At 39.0% G+C, this 16,452-nt stretch carries 11 protein-coding genes; 5 read left to right on the forward strand and 6 right to left on the reverse strand.

Annotation, left to right across the window (positions count from 1 at the left end; genetic code table 11):
* Positions 1–98: 98 nt before the first annotated feature.
* The 3 genes from ACSQ6I_RS08570 to fabI form a co-directional block, all read right to left on the reverse strand.
* Positions 99–1,073, reverse strand: a complete 975-nt coding sequence (locus tag ACSQ6I_RS08570; RefSeq protein WP_438889927.1) for an ABC transporter ATP-binding protein — start codon at positions 1,071–1,073, stop codon at positions 99–101.
* Positions 1,074–1,209: 136 nt separating this feature from the next.
* Entirely contained in the window at positions 1,210–1,806 is a 597-nt protein-coding gene (hisB, locus tag ACSQ6I_RS08575; RefSeq protein ID WP_438889928.1) for an imidazoleglycerol-phosphate dehydratase HisB, read from the reverse strand.
* 108 nt (positions 1,807–1,914) lie between these two features.
* On the reverse strand, positions 1,915–2,691 hold the full coding sequence (fabI, locus tag ACSQ6I_RS08580; protein WP_438889929.1) for an enoyl-ACP reductase FabI: 777 nt from the start codon (positions 2,689–2,691) through the stop codon (positions 1,915–1,917).
* A 379-nt stretch (positions 2,692–3,070) separates the two neighbouring features.
* Between fabI and ntcA the strand changes: the two genes are divergently transcribed.
* From ntcA to ACSQ6I_RS08595, 3 genes are all read left to right on the forward strand, one after another.
* Positions 3,071–3,742, forward strand: coding sequence for a global nitrogen regulator NtcA (gene ntcA / locus ACSQ6I_RS08585; protein WP_015214649.1), 672 nt, complete (start codon positions 3,071–3,073; stop codon positions 3,740–3,742).
* Between the two features lie 357 nt (positions 3,743–4,099).
* Positions 4,100–5,590, forward strand: a complete 1,491-nt coding sequence (locus ACSQ6I_RS08590) for a DUF3084 domain-containing protein (protein ID WP_438889930.1) — start codon at positions 4,100–4,102, stop codon at positions 5,588–5,590.
* Positions 5,591–5,632: 42 nt separating this feature from the next.
* Entirely contained in the window at positions 5,633–6,076 is a 444-nt protein-coding gene (locus ACSQ6I_RS08595; RefSeq protein WP_438889931.1) for a pre-16S rRNA-processing nuclease YqgF, read from the forward strand.
* Positions 6,077–6,097: 21 nt separating this feature from the next.
* Here the strand turns inward: ACSQ6I_RS08595 and ACSQ6I_RS08600 are convergent, their stop codons facing one another.
* The 3 genes from ACSQ6I_RS08600 to ACSQ6I_RS08610 form a co-directional block, all read right to left on the reverse strand.
* Entirely contained in the window at positions 6,098–6,361 is a 264-nt protein-coding gene (locus ACSQ6I_RS08600) for a DUF3146 family protein (RefSeq protein WP_015214646.1), read from the reverse strand.
* Between the two features lie 240 nt (positions 6,362–6,601).
* Positions 6,602–9,052: a hypothetical protein gene (locus ACSQ6I_RS08605; protein ID WP_438889932.1), complete on the reverse strand. Its 2,451-nt coding sequence runs from the start codon at positions 9,050–9,052 to the stop codon at positions 6,602–6,604.
* A gap of 219 nt (positions 9,053–9,271) precedes the next feature.
* Complete coding sequence (locus ACSQ6I_RS08610) at positions 9,272–11,428, reverse strand: polyribonucleotide nucleotidyltransferase (protein WP_438889933.1); 2,157 nt, start codon at positions 11,426–11,428, stop codon at positions 9,272–9,274.
* A 568-nt stretch (positions 11,429–11,996) separates the two neighbouring features.
* Here ACSQ6I_RS08610 and ACSQ6I_RS08615 point away from each other — a divergent pair.
* Positions 11,997–15,212 carry a DEAD/DEAH box helicase gene (locus ACSQ6I_RS08615; RefSeq protein ID WP_438889934.1) on the forward strand — a complete coding sequence of 1,072 codons (3,216 nt, stop codon included), beginning with the start codon at positions 11,997–11,999 and terminating at the stop codon, positions 15,210–15,212.
* Positions 15,213–15,320: 108 nt separating this feature from the next.
* The gene (locus ACSQ6I_RS08620; RefSeq protein WP_438889935.1) at positions 15,321–16,247 is read left to right on the forward strand and encodes an Rpn family recombination-promoting nuclease/putative transposase; all 927 of its coding nucleotides are present in this window, start codon (positions 15,321–15,323) and stop codon (positions 16,245–16,247) included.
* Positions 16,248–16,452: the final 205 nt, after the last annotated feature.

The following is a 16,452-nucleotide window of genomic DNA, read 5'->3' on the forward strand; positions in this document are numbered from 1 at the left end:
CGGCAAATGTTATCAATAATAGAGACTAACTCAAGTTTCGCTAAACAAGGCAAACTAGTGCAACGAGGCTAGAGGTAAGAAAGCGGTACTTAGTTGGGTTAATGATTTTGTTTTTGGATCTGCTGGATAAAGAATGCCTCTAGAGATTGACGAGATAAGTTCATGTTGATGATTTCACCTCCCATTAACCGGAGACTGGCTAGAAAATCATAGTAATCGTCTTTTAATATACCGTGCCAAGAACCATCAGGCTTAAATTCTAGATCGGGTATCCTTTTTTTGAGAGTTGCTCCATCTCCCCCTTGACCTTTAACATGATATGAGTTTTCTGTACCTAAGAGTTCATTGAGGGAACCAGAGCAAATTAATTCTCCTTGATCTAGGATAGCTACGCGATCGCATATTTGTTCCACTTCACTCAAAACATGACTGTTGAAAAATATCGTTTTTCCAGCAGCTTTCAAAGAAAGGATAATTTCTCGCATTTGGTAACGTCCCAAAGGATCAAGTCCAGACATGGGTTCATCCAGAAATACCAAATCTGGATCATTAATTAATGCCTGAGCCATGCCAACACGCTGAAGCATACCCTTAGAATAACGACGCATCAGCTTTTTGCGAGCATCAATTTGAGATAAACCAACTAATTCCAGAAGTTGGGGAATACGTTGACGTTGTATCTGGGGAGGAATTTGGAATAAACCCGCTGCTAACTGCAAAAATTCCCAACCAGTAAGATAGTCATACAAATAGGGATTCTCTGGCAAATAACCAATTCTTTGCTTCACAGAGCGATCGCCAATTGGCTTCCCTAATAATAAACCCCTACCAGAAGAAGGACGGATAATTCCCAGCAACAGTTTTAACAGCGTAGTTTTACCAGCCCCATTAGGGCCTAGTAAACCAAAGGTTTGCCCTGGATAAACTTGTAAAGAACAACTTTTGAGGGATACAACTTTTTGATTCAGCCAAAACCCAGTACGATAGACTTTCCGCAACTCAGAAGTTAGGACTACTGGTGGTTGATCTAAAGGATTAAGTTGAGGTTCAGGGGTGTCGGCAACAGAATTCATTGTAGTTAAATGATCAATTCCCGGCTAGGTGTGATTAATTACAGAATATCTGGTAGGACGATAATAAATAGCACTCATTATTTTAATGTGTCATTTATCGCCAACCAATGAGCTTTTTAACATTTTTCCTAGCAACTTATAAAACACCTTTAGAACTAGGAATAGTCTCTGCACGACGAGGATCTATTTCTACTGCCATTCGCATGGCTCTAGCAAAAGCTTTAAAAGTTGCTTCAATAATATGATGTGAATTTATACCATCTAACTGGCGAATATGCAAGGTCATTTGGCTATGATTTACCAATGCCACAAAAAACTCGCGTACCAATTGAGTATCATAAGTTCCTACCCGTTGAGTAGGAATTTCTAAACTATAGCTAAGATGAGGTCTTCCAGAAAAGTCTAAAGCCACCTGGATTAAAGCTTCATCTAAGGGTGCAAGAAAATTACCAAAGCGGACAATACCTTTTTTATTACCTAGTGCTTGATATAAAGCTTGACCTAACGTAATACCCACATCTTCATTAGTGTGGTGATCATCAATTTCCCAGTCACCTTGAGCTTGAATATCTAAATCAAACAGCCCATGAGAAGCTATTTGATGCAACATATGATCCAAAAAAGGAATACCAGTCGCAGCCTTACAGATGCCTGTACCATCAAGATTGATAGTAACTTGAATATCTGTTTCCCCAGTAGTGCGGTGAACTGTCGCAATGCGTTTGTTAGTCATTGGTCATTGGTCATTGGTCATTGGTCATTGGTCATGGTCATTAGAAATAGGGAGATGAGGGAGAGAGTATTGAGCTTTCTTCTGTCCCCCTGCTTCTTCTGCTTCCTATTACATTCCCATAATTTCATATCCTGCATCTACATACAGGATTTGTCCAGTAATGCCGCTTGCCAAATCACTGCACAAAAAAGCTGCTGTATTACCCACTTCTAGCTGAGTAACAGTCCGACGCAAAGGAGCGACTTCTTCAACGTGATGAATCATATCCAAAATACCACCCACCGCTGAAGATGCCAAGGTGCGGATAGGGCCTGCGGAAATACCATTAACGCGAATATTTTGGGGGCCAAGTTCAGCTGCCAAGTAACGTACACTTGCTTCTAATCCAGCTTTAGCTACGCCCATAATGTTATAGTTAGGGATTGCCCGGACTGCGCCCAAGTATGTAAGAGTGACAATACTCCCACCATCTGTCATCAGCGGTTTAGCAGCACCACTTAACTGCACTAGTGAATAAGTACTAACTTCCAAAGCTTTATTGAAACCAGAACGGGAGGTCTGGCTAAAATCTCCAGTTAAATCATCTCTGTTTGCAAAAGCTAGGCAATGAATGAGGATGTCTATCTTACCCCATTGCTGGCGGACTGTTTCAAAGGTAGATTGAATTTGCTCTTCGTTTTCTACGTTACAGGGAAGGAACAAGCTGGGATTGAGGGGTTCTACTAATTCTGAGACTTTTTTCTCAAATTTGCCTTTTTCATCTGGCAAATAGGTAATACCCAAGTTAGCACCTGCTTTGTGGAGTTGTTGGGCAATACCCCAGGCGATGGAGCGATTATTGGCAATACCTGTTACTAGGGCGTTTTTTCCGGACAGATTCAGCATAGAAATTGTTAATTTGATCAATCAATAGGAGCATACTAGAATCTGAGCCTATTTTGACTTTGTTGGCGGCGTGATTTTCAATAAATCTAATTAATTAGGGTGCTGAGTGCAACAAAATTTTTGCTGATTGTTTAAGAAGTTATAAAGATATCGGAAATTTTTATAGAAAAAAACCTTTTAACTTGAGGTTTTGAAACTACTTATCAACAATTGATGGCTAAAAATAACAAGAATTAGGTATCATAATAAACAAATGACTATAAAGCAGTAAATTTGAGTATAGGAAAAAACAAAAAGGTTGACGGTGCTTTCTTGATTTTTCAGGTGTATTCTTAGGTAATCAGTTTTTGTTTTTCCGGCATTGGGTAGGGGAAGGGAGATGATCGTGACACAAGATAAAGCCCTAGCAAATGTTTTTCGTCAGATGGCGACCGGAGCGTTTCCTCCGGTTGTGGAAACGTTTGAACGCAACAAAACGATCTTTTTTCCCGGCGATCCTGCCGAACGAGTTTATTTTCTTCTCAAGGGTGCTGTAAAACTTTCCAGGGTATACGAGGCAGGAGAAGAAATAACGGTAGCGCTGCTGCGGGAAAATAGCGTTTTTGGTGTGTTGTCGTTGCTAACGGGCAATAAATCAGACAGATTTTACCATGCGGTGGCATTTACCGCTGTAGAATTGCTTTCAGCGCCAATTGAACAAGTGGAGCAAGCGCTCAAGGAAAATCCAGAATTATCTATGTTAATGCTGCGGGGTCTTTCTTCGCGGATTCTTCAGACAGAGATGATGATTGAAACGCTTGCTCACCGAGATATGGGTTCTAGATTGGTGAGTTTTTTATTAATTCTTTGTCGAGATTTTGGTGTACCTTGCGCTGATGGCATCACAATTGATTTGAAATTATCTCATCAAGCGATCGCTGAAGCAATTGGTTCTACTCGCGTTACTGTCACCAGGTTACTGGGAGATTTACGTGAGAAAAAAATGATTTCGATCCACAAAAAGAAGATTACTGTGCATAAACCTGTAACTTTAAGTAGGCAATTTACATAAAGTTAGGGAACAGGGGGCAGGTGATAGGGGGCAGGCTTGCCGTGAGTTTCGACTTCGCTCAACTACCGCGTAGTCGAAGGGGAGCAGGGAGCAAGGGGCAGGGGAAATTTATTTATAACCTCTTTCCCAGTCCTTAATCCCCAGCGATGCACTGAGCAGTTCGACAAGCTCACTGTAAGACTTGTCAAAGTGTCCCCAGTCCCCGATCCCCAGTCCCCAAACAATTAGAGGTAAATCTAAAAATTGAGTAATTCATGCTTTTGTCAATCTTCTTTTCCCCACAGACTATGGTTGAAAGTAGTAGGCTGTATCTGGAAAGATTATGCCTCCGGCACGCTACGTGAACGGTAGTTAAAGATGGCCACTGGGTACATCCTCATTGCAGCAATTTTAATTTTGGGAGGCGTAATTGCCACCGTGGGCGATCGCATCGGCACACGAGTTGGCAAAGCACGTCTCTCACTTTTCAACCTGCGTCCCAAAAAAACGGCGGTACTAGTCACTATTTTTACAGGTGGCTTGATTTCAGCATCAACTCTAGCGGTTTTATTTGCTGCTGATGAAGGATTGCGGAAAGGAGTATTTGAATTAGAGGACATTCAAAATGACCTCAGAAATAAGCGAGAACAACTCAAAACCGCAGAAACGGAAAAAAGTCAGGTAGAAGATAAGCTCAATCAAGCCAGGAAAGAACAAACCCAGGCACAACAAGATTTACAGAAAATTAATCAGTCCTTGCAAGCAGCAAATGCCAAACAACAGATAACACAAGCCCAACTTAATCGCACCATTAGCCAACAAGCTAAAACACAAGCTCAACTCCAAGGGACTCAAAGCCAACTTGGGGAAGTGGTGAGTCAGTACCAACAAGCCACAGGGGAATTAGAAAACCTTTATAATCAGCGCAAGACATTACAGGCAGCGGTTGAACAGTTAAAAATAGAACGCCAGCGATTGTATGTGGAAGCGAAAAAAGCGATTGACGAAGCGAAGACAGCTATTGAAAAACGCGATCGCGAACTTGCTAATCGCCAAGAAGCGATTGAAAAGCGTGATCAGAAAATTACTCAGCTAGATAAACTTATTCAAAATCGTAATCTAGAAATTAAAAATCGAGAGCAAGTCATTGCTACTAGAGAATCTCGTCTCAAAGAGTTAGAAAAACAGCAAAAATATTTAGAACAGGAAGTAGCACGGCTAGAAAAATATTACCAGTCATACCGTGACTTGCGTCTGGGTAAATTGGCTATAGTGCGGGGTCAAGTTCTAGCAGCTGGTGTGGTGCGTGTAGCTCGACCTACGGCAGCTCGTCAGGTAGTAATACAAATTTTGCGGGAAGCCAACCGCAATGCCAACCTAGAATTAAGTGAACCTGGCACAAATCCGGCAAATGCAGAGTTATTGCGTGTTACTCAAGATAGGGTTGATCAACTCATCAAACAAATTAATGATGGTCGAGAATATGTGGTGCGAATTTTCTCAGCGGGTAATTACGTTAGAGGAGAAAATCAGATAGAATTCTTTGCTGATGCCACGCGGAATCAATTAGTGTTTTCCACAGGTGAAATACTGGCGACAACTTCTGGCGATATGAAAAATATGACATCATATCAACTAAGGCAACGCCTAGATTTATTAATTTCTGCTTCCCAATTCCGCGCTCGAAATGCGGGAATTATTGAAACTGTGCAGATAGATGGTACATTCCTCCGCTTTTTTGCCCAATTGCAACAGTCTGACCAACCGCTGGAAATTAAAGCTATAGCCGCTGAGGATACTTATACAGCAGGTCCGTTGAGAGTCAAGTTGGTTGCTCTACTCAACGGACAAATTTTATTTAGTACTTAGGGTAGGGGAAGCAGCAGCAGAAGAATAATTAACCAATGACCAATGACTAATACACAACCTGCAATTTTAGGCTTTGATCCCGGTCGAGATAAATGTGGTGTAGCCGTGATGGGACTAGATCGGCAATTGTATTATCATCAAGTTGTTCCTGCTGGTGATGCGATCGCTCAAATTGAGACACTACGACAAAGATTTCCTATTTCCTTAATTGTGATGGGCGACCAAACAACGGCGAAAAAGTGGAAACTGCGGCTAAATCAGGAATTAACAGATTCACTGAATATTATTTTAATAGATGAGCGATATAGTACCTTAGAAGCACGCGATCGCTATTGGCAGATGTTTCCACCCAGAGGACTCACCAAACTCTTACCAAAGGGAATGCGTCAACCTCCACGACCAATAGATGACATTGTGGCCATTCTCTTAATTGAAAGATACTTAAATCGTCTGACTGCTAGTATTTCTAATGCCAATTACAACTGATGACTGTAGCGATCGCATAACCTACAACTCAGCCCGAATAGTAAAAGCATAATCGCCTCCTGGTTCTAACTGGTAATCTTGTGTTTCCAGAAAGCGGCCGAGAGGTTCTTTGATTAAAGCCCGACCTTGGGAAGGCTTGACAGAAAGTTCTCCCCGACGGAAATGCCACTGAAAATGCCATTCAAAATCGCCGGCGCTGACTTCACCTTCAAGAAAGCCATGTTGCCAAGATTGACGGGTAATTCTGACATTGGCTGTTGTTTCTGGTAGACGTTTAGCACTCACTATGCTTGATGTCAAGTATGGGATAAAAGTAAACCATGTAGGCTACTTAATCTTTATGTACCAAAAATACCTGAAATTGACAAATTGGCAAAGAGGAGCAGGATAAGGGCAATTGCAGCGGCTACACGAACATATAAACCTAGGACTTACGCACCAGTCACGGAAAATCGAACCGCAGAGGGCGCAGAGGACTCAGAGAAATAAGAGTTTGAGAGGTTTTTTGCATAAGTCCTAAAACCTTTAAAATTCTTGCTTCCAGCATTCCAGTAAGTCTCTATTTACCAGCTGATCTCCCTCGTTCCAACTATATACTCTTACAGGTTCTCCTACAGATACATCTGGATTCTGTGGCAAGTCCTTTTCTGGAACTAGAAGATCCATCACATTTAGTTGCCATTGTTCTGTTACCGCGTTCTCTTGTTGACCCCATAGATAAAACGTATCATTGAGCAGGAGATGTACTCCAATTTCTTTTTCGATTGCATTTTGTGCCACATCACTCACAAGGGAATGTAAGTCACAGGTAACTAATGTAGTTACAACACCTAAAACTACTACTTTGGCGCTTACAAGGACTGCTGTTTCAATTACTCTTTCAAGATGCTTGATTATATCGTTAGCTTTGGATTCATCTATTACACGGCAAGACTTACATTCAACAAGTATTAAAACATTTTTAACAATAATAAATAAATCAATTTCTGCAAAGGACTGCTTTTCTCCTAAGTGTGAAATGTCTCCTCCTAGTTGAATATATCCAGAAGAAGCAAGCCAGGATAAAAAAACTGCTGTTGAAAGTACAGCCTGTCCACCAGTCTTGAGAAACCGGGTTGCTAATTCATTAGGTTTATATGCAAATTCTAAACTAGTCAAGCTTTCCAACTGGAAATTTTCTGCACAACCATTACATTCAACAAATTCGTTAACTTTTTCAAGCTTGTACCAGTCTTCTAATCCACAGGTTGGGCATTTTAGAGGGTGTCCTCGGTATAATAACCCTGCTTCCAATAATGCCGGAAGATTTTGCTTGACTATCTTCCTTGCATCTCCCTGACTTAGATTTAATTTTTGTTTTAAAAAACCCTCTATTTGTGAACACTTTAATCCACTTTGTTCAGATTTATGTGAATGCTTTAATTTATTTCCATCTAATTTATTGATTTCCGAGGATTCACTAGTACCAAAAGCCAAAAATATTTTGGCTCCACCTGACATAATTAAATCTCTAGTTTTATCAAAACCTCCAAAACGTTTAATAAATCCTTTAGCATAGCGAGTATGATCATTTAATTCAAAAAATAAACCTTTACTTTTTAACCATCTTGCAATAATTTCTTCACTTTCAGGGAAATATATACGGCATTCTTCGTTAGAGTAAACTAACCCCGTAACACCCTTTTCAGCAGGTCGTACAGGTTGTGTTTTCCGCTGTTGCCAATCTTTTAATAGAGGATATTGAGAATTTTCTGAATATTTAATTTGTTGTATGTGATTAGATAGGAGTACAGCAGAAGTTTGTGTAAAAGGTGCAGAAAATGATTTACCAGAGGCAAAGTCAATTTCTGCATCATATCCAAAAAGATAATTAGAATTTTCGTGTCCAGAGGGTATGATAGGACTAAAGCGTATAGATTTATCTAATGATGAAATTTCTCGTGTTGTAATAACTGGTTTGCTAGAGTAAACGCTTCCTGGCTTAAAGTCAAAACCGGAATTTTGATAAAATACTCTTACAAAAATATCTCGTTCAAATTTGTTAAAAATAGTATTAATTTGGTTGGCTAAATCTATCGCTTCCTCATGGGAGAAGTTCACATAAATTATCAACTCTTGCATTGATAGAAAAAAATTATCCAAAATTGAAATACATTCTTCTAATTTTTCAATGAAGTCTTTTTTAGGCAAAAGGAATTTATTACTATAACCTATGTCTAAACGGCGGTAGTTCCAAAAAATAGCTGCAATATTAATATCATTAGATTCATAAAGGAATAAATTGCAAACTTTTTCATGATCGCCAATACCATCAAAAACTGAATATTCTGTATAGATAATCTCCATTTTCGTCATAGAGAGTGAGTTTCTGAATATTCTTGTTGCTGTTAGTAAGCTTGCCTTTAGTAAAGCTTCAATAGAATTGATGGGAATTAAACGAGCATTGAGATAATTGCTTAGGTATCCTTGATATTGGTTCGATGGTTTACCAAATTGCAAAAATATCTCATGTTCAAATATAGAATTATCTGAAATTAAACAAATATTAGTGTCAGATAAGGAATTTTTGTATATAGAATTTACTACCCTAAAAATGTGTGGAAATTCTCTTTTTTGAGAACCATTTACTGTCTGCAATGGAAGACCAGGAAGATAATCATTAAGATTAGCTATGTTTTCAATTCGGTCGGATGAAAGTTTTAAGCAACGACTTGGAAACTGATCTAAAATTTCAATGACATTTTCTGGAAGGTTTTGCTCTGGCAAGAAAATATAATCAGGATTAATTGACTGTAAGGCGTACTGCAAGAGGATAAGTTTATCAGTATCATCAGGTACTGGAAAGATAGCATTTGAGAAGCCACCCCATAAATGCGTGTAAAGTGTCACAGCATTTTTTAGGTCTGTTGTTGTATTTGCTAAATAAACTAAGCGGAGAGGACGCGGCTTTAGTTTCAGTATTGCCTCATTTTGCATATCTTATAAATTCTCACTGAAAAGTTTTGGGTACTTGATAGTACTCGTAATAATACTAACTTATGTGTTAGTGTAGCCGCGACTTCAGTTTTTCGGCTTCTGATGATTCGGCTATTCAAAAATAATTTAAAGATCGTACAGCGATGCCTACTGTACAGGCATCGCGGATTTTAGATTTGCGATTCATCCCTAATCCAAAATCTAAAATCCTCAATCAATTTAATGATTTACTGCCGCAGCTTCCCGCGCCGCAGCTGCTTGATCTGGGTGGATACCCAAGCGTGTCAGGTTAATTCTACCTTTATTGTCAATTTCGCGCACTTTGACAATCACTTCATCACCAACTGCTACTTCATCTTCAACTTTGCCAACACGATAGTCAGCTAATTGAGAAATGTGAATCATGCCTTCTTTTCCTGGCAAAAATTCCACAAACGCACCAATGGGTATAATCCGTGTTACACGTCCTACGTAAACATCTCCCTCATGCAACTTGCGAGTCATGCCTTGGACAATGTTACGCGCTCTTTTCGCCTTGCTTTCATCAACTGCGGAAATGGTGACTGTGCCATCGTCTTCGATATCAATTTTTGCACCAGTTTCTTCAGTGATACCTTTAATCGTTTTCCCACCGGGTCCAATGACTAGACCAATCATGTCGGGATCAATCTTGATCGTCAACAGGCGTGGGGCATAAGCTGAAGTTTCCGCCCGTGGAGTGTCGATAGTCTGGAGCATTTTATCCAGAATATGCAATCGAGCCGCTTTGGCTTGATGAACAGCTTGAGCAATAACTTCCAAAGACAAACCAGATATTTTCATATCCATTTGCAAAGCAGTGATACCAGTATCAGTACCAGCAACTTTGAAGTCCATATCACCTAAAAAGTCTTCAATACCCTGAATATCGGTGAGGATTCGCACTTCGTCCCCTTCCTTAATCAGACCCATAGCAGCACCGCTAACGGGTTTAAGAATGGGTACACCAGCATCCATAAGAGAAAGGGTGGAACCACAAACTGAACCCATTGAGGTGGAACCGTTAGAAGAAAGCACTTCCGAAACTATGCGGATCACGTAGGGGAATTGTTCTTTTGTCGGTAGCACAGGTAAAATTGCTCTTTCTGCCAATGCACCGTGACCGATTTCTCTTCTTCCTGGCGCACGCATTGGCTTAGTTTCCCCAACCGAGAAGGGAGGGAAGTTGTAATGATGCAGGTAACGCTTGTGTTGGTCTGCTTGCAAGTCATCATTGAGGTTTTGAGCATCTCCTGGTGTGCCGAGAGTGCAACAGCTTAAGACTTGGGTTAGACCCCGGTTAAATAAACCGCTACCGTGAACCCGTTTGGGTAAAACGTCAACTTGGCAAGATATAGGCCGGACTTCATCTAGTTTGCGACCATCAACGCGAACGTTGTCTTCAACGATTTGACGGCGCATAAAGTATTTGGTAATGTCCTTGAAGGTATTACCAAGGGCTTTACTATTTGCAGATGCGGCAGTACGAATGGGATCTTCTTCGGGAAGAGCTTGAATTTCAGCTTTTATGCCATCCTTGACAACATCTAAAGCGGAATCGCGTTGTGGTTTAGTTAACTCAAATTGCGCCAAGATTTTTTTAATTTCAGCACTAGCGCGATCGCGGATATAGTTTTCTAGTGTTTGGTCTACTTCTGGTGGTTCTTCCTTAACAATTTTTAGACCCAGTTCATCCAACAAATCTAACTGCGCTTGGATTAAATCCCGCACTGCTTCGTAGCCAAAATCAATTGCCTCGATAATATCTCGTTCTGGTAACTGATTGGCTCCAGCTTCCACCATGATCACACCATCTGGAGAACCCGCAACTATCAGATCCAAATCTCCGGCTTCAATTTCTGCGTAGGTGGGGTTAATAATAAAATCATCACCCACTAAACCTACACGGACTGCTGCCATTGGCCCATTAAAGGGAATTTGGGCAATTAGGGTAGCAATTGAAGCACCGGTTACAGCTAATACATCAGGTGGTACTTGCTCATCCATTGACAAGGTGAAAGCAATAACTTGCAAATCATCCCGCAACCATGAAGGGAACAAGGGACGTAAAGGACGGTCGATGAGACGGCTGGTAAGAATCGTTCTTTCTGGTGGACGACCTTCTCGGCGCATGATCCCACCGGGAATTCTTCCCGCTGCATACAATCTTTCTTCGTAATCTACAGTCAGGGGAAGAAAATCAATGCCTTCTCTGGCTTGCGATCGCGTAGCTGTGACCAAAACAGCCGTATCTCCCGATTGTATCAACACCGACCCGCCAGCTTGGGGGGCTAATAGTCCAACCTTCAGCCGAATATCCCGTCCATCAAAGGATATTGACTTATCAACTTCTGCCATTCAGTTTTTTTTCCTTCTATGCACGCTATTCTCTTTCTGTGGCAATCCTAACATTTATGTACTATAGACGGCTTCTGTTAAATACAAAGATCCTTACTTAGTCAGCCGCAGCAAATCCCAATACATAAATACTGCGTATGATACATCGCCACCTTCCAACTTCGCAGTCAAGAGAATTTGCTCAATAATTTCAAATGCCAACGACTGCTAAAGCCTAATAGAAGGTATATTATATTTGCAAAGACTAAATTAAACACCTCTCATCACCCAAGTTAGCCGCAACCAAAAGCATCCCCTATTCCATCTTGAACCCGTAAATCAGGTTGTACAATAAAACCAGCGTTAAAAATATGACTAAACCTACTAGGAAACTTTAGCTTTAAAACTACAATGCTCTTGACAGGATAATTGCTAATTTATATTAAAAAAAATAAATATTCTAATTTAATCAAAAAAATATTAGAGCTTAAATTAATTAATTTAGATGATTTTAAAATTAAAATGAAATTAAAAATTCAATCTAGCTTGTTTAACTTAGTTTCAAACAGAAAATTGGTGTAATAGAAATATGGCGATTTTACATGGAAATTGGTTACTTAAAGATCAAAATCATTGTTTATTTATTTGGGGAGAAACTTGGCAAAATCATCAAATCAATATTGAATCTCTAGCCTCAACCGAAGTGCCATTAAATCCATTGGCAATGCAATCAACTGAGTTAAGTGAATATTTAGAATCAAATAATATAAAAATTGCTAATTACCTGCAATCATCTCCTCTTATTAATGTTAGTAGTACCAAAACAAATAAAAGTACAAATAAAGTCAAAGAATCCTTACCTACCCAGCTTCAAATCATTGCTTTACCAACTAATTTTCTCAAAAAAGATACCTTAATTTATCCAGTACATTCTGCTAGTTTAGAAATTGATGTAGATGCGCCAAAATATCTCCAGCCTTGGCAAATAGAGGGTTTTTGCTTGCCCCCCACCGCAGCAATCAAATTTCTCACCTCCCTACCCTTAAGTTCCAGCGATGACAAATATGCCTTTTTGGGTGGAGATTTACGTTTTTGGGTACAAATAGCTCGTTGGAGTTTAGACTTAATCTCGCGCTGTAAGTTTTTACCAACTATTCAAAAACAATCAGATGCTTCTTTAATTGCTAAATGGCAAGTACTTTTAGATAGTGCTGTAGATGCAACTCGGTTGGAAAAATTTGCTGCTAAAATGCCCTTAGCTTGTCGCACATATCAACAAGAAGCAAGAGATATTGAATCTCACTTAGCTATTGATATACCTATAGAACCACAAGCATTAATTCTGGGATTTCTCAACAGTATAATAGATGCCCAAATCCGCGATATGGTTGGTTCTCAATCTCCCGTTGAAAATAGGGTCATGATATCTTTACCTTCTGCGGTACAGCAGTGGCTACAAGCTTTAAACGGTGCATCTAACATCATTAATGCTGATGCAATTGGATTAGAACGACTAGAAGCTGCCCTGAAAGCTTGGACTCTGCCATTGCAATATCAATTAACAGGAAAAGCTTTATTTCATACTTGTTTTCAACTACTTCCCCCAGAGACAGGAGAAACAGATTGGATATTAGCTTATTTTCTGCAAGCAGCCGATGATTCTGAATTTTTAGTCAATGCAGCAACTATTTGGGATCACCCGATTGAGAAATTAGTTCATCAAAATCGCACAATTGAACAACCCCAAGAAACATTTTTGCGGGGTTTGGGGTTAGCTTCTCGATTATATCCAGTTATAGCCCCTAGTTTAGAAACCGAATCTCCTCAATTTTGTCACCTCACACCCATGCAAGCTTATGAGTTTATCAAATCTGTAGCTTGGAGATTAGAAGATAGCGGTTTAGGAGTGATTTTACCACCAAGTTTAGCCAACCGTGAAGGCTGGGCTAATCGCTTAGGTTTGAAAATTAATGCCGAAACACCGAAGCAAAAACAAGGACGTTTAGGTTTACAAAGTTTGCTAAATTTTCAGTGGCAATTAGCAATTGGTGGACAGACAATTTCTAAAGCTGAATTTGATAAATTAGTAGCCCTGAAAAGTCCTTTAGTAGAAATTAATGGCGAATGGGTGGAATTGCGTCCCCAAGATATTAAAACAGCCCAAACCTTTTTTGCCTCTCGAAAAGACCAAATGGCACTTTCTTTAGAAGATGCTTTACGGATTAGTAATGGAGATACTCAAGTAATTGAAAAATTACCTGTTGTGAGTTTTGAAGCTTCTGGTGCATTACATGAATTGATTGGGGCATTAACCAATAATCAAGCTATAGAACCTTTACCCACACCTGCAAATTTCCGGGGACAATTACGTCCTTATCAAGAAAGAGGTGCAGCTTGGTTAGCCTTTCTGGAACGGTGGGGTTTAGGTGCTTGTTTAGCGGACGATATGGGACTGGGTAAGACCGTACAATTCATCGCTTTTTTACTTCACCTGAAAGAAGAAGAAGCACTAGAAAATCCCACGTTGTTAGTTTGTCCCACTTCTGTTTTAGGTAATTGGGAAAAAGAAGTAAACAAATTTGCCCCCACACTTAAAGTTTTGCAATATCACGGTGATAAACGCCCCAAAGGCAAGGTATTTACAGAAATAACTAAAAAACATGATTTAGTGATTACCAGTTACGCACTTATTCAACGAGATATTAAGCAATTTCAAAGCGTTTCTTGGCAGATAATTGTTTTAGATGAAGCCCAAAATGTTAAAAATTCAGATTCCAAGCAATCCCAGGCAGTACGGCAGTTAGAAACTACTTTTCGTGTCGCTTTAACAGGGACACCAGTTGAAAATAGATTGCAAGAGTTGTGGTCTATTTTAGATTTTCTGAATCCTGGGTATTTGGGTAATAAACAATTTTTTCAACGACGGTTTGCCATGCCAATTGAAAAGTATGGTGATACATCATCTTTAATGCAACTGCGTTCATTAGTGCAACCGTTTATTTTACGACGATTGAAAACTGATAAAGATATAATTCAAGACTTACCAGAAAAACAAGAAATGACGGTGTTCTGCGGACTTAGTACTGAACAAGCACAATTATATCAAAAATTGGTAGATGAATCCTTAGTAGAAATTGAATCTGCTGAAGGAGTACAGCGACGAGGGATGATTTTAGCTTTGTTAGTTAAACTCAAACAAATTTGTAATCATCCATCACAATATTTGAAATTAGCAACTTTAGCAGAACATCATTCAGTTAAATTACAACGTTTGGAGGAAATGTTAGAAGAAGTTTTAGCAGAAGGAAATCGAGCTTTAATTTTTACTCAATTTGCAGAATGGGGAAAATTACTAAAACCCTATTTAGAAAAGCAGCTAGGTCGAGAAATATTCTTTTTATATGGTAGTACAAGTAAAAAGCAGCGGGAGGAAATGATTGACCGTTTCCAACACGATCCACAAAGTCCACCAATTATGATTCTTTCCTTGAAAGCTGGTGGTGTGGGGTTGAATTTAACGAGAGCGAATCATGTATTTCACTTTGACAGATGGTGGAATCCGGCTGTGGAAAATCAAGCCACAGATAGAGTATTTAGAATTGGACAAACTCGGAATGTACAGGTTCATAAATTTGTGTGTACTGGCACATTAGAAGAAAAAATTAATGACATGATTGAAAGTAAAAAACAACTAGCAGAACAAGTTGTTAGTGCGGGCGAAGAATGGTTAACAGAGATGGATACAGACCAACTCCGCAATTTATTGTTACTAGACCGTAATGCAGTAATTGATGAGGATGAATAATAAAGAACAATACGGTAGTGACGATTTCTGTAAAAATGAATAAAGTTAGCTTGTATTTATAATGGGAAACTAACTCACACAACGTAAATCTTGACTTAGATAAAATCTATGACAGAAAACATAGACCATGACCGCTTATTTAAAGAACTAATATCAACTTTTTTCATAGAATTTATAGAATTATTTTTTCCTCAAGTTCTCGAATATATAGATACCAAATCAATTACATTATTAGACAAAGAAATATTTACTGATGTCACCGCAGGAGACAAACATGAAACCGACCTAATAGCCAAAGTTAAATTTTTATGTCAACCTTCTTATTTTGTGATTCATATTGAAGCCGAATCAGGTGCAAGACCGAAATTTAATCAAAGAATGTTTCGTTATTTTGCGAGATTAAATGAAAAATTGGACTTGCCAATATATCCGATAGTTATATTTTCTTACGAATCACCCAAAACCGTAGCTGTGAATAAGTATCAAATCAACTTTCCTGATTTTGAAGTGCTAAAATTTAATTATCAAGTTGTGCAACTGAATCAACTCAACTGGCGAGACTTTTTAACTCGTCTAAATCCAGTTGCATCAGCTTTGATGTCAAAAATGAGCATAGCACCAGAAGATAGGCCAAAAGTCAAAGCAGAATGTTTAAGGTTATTAGTCACCTTAAAATTAAATCCAGCTAAAATGCAATTAATATCAGGGTTTATTGATACATATTTGAGATTGAATAAAATAGAAGAAGAGAAATTTAAAATAGAAATAGGTACATTAATCAAAGAAGAGAAGGAGGAAGTTATGCAAATTGTCACCAGTTGGATGGAAGAAGGAATTGAAAGAGGAATTGAAAGAGGAATTGAAAGAGAGAAAAAATTAATTATTCGTTTAATTAATAGGAAGTTTGGACAAATTGATCTAGAGTTAGAAACCAAAATTAAAAGTTTAAATATAGAAATCATTGAAGCTTTGGGAGAGGCAATATTTGATTTAGATAATTTGGAAGATTTGCAAAATTGGTTAGAGAATGTTTGATACAGGAATCTTAAATAATACAGCGGATTTCGCTGTCACGAAGTACATACCTAGCGGGCAAGACTTGTACTGAGCTAGTCGATAGCGTAGCGTGGCGTTAGCCATAGTATGCCCGCACTACTACAAGAGTTTCATGATTCAAGTTTGTATCTCATTTAAATGAAATCTGCTGTATGTGATACGTAAAAAATTGGAACTAGGGTGA

This window comes from Anabaena sp. WFMT (assembly GCF_051781005.1).
GTDB lineage: Bacteria > Cyanobacteriota > Cyanobacteriia > Cyanobacteriales > Nostocaceae > Anabaena.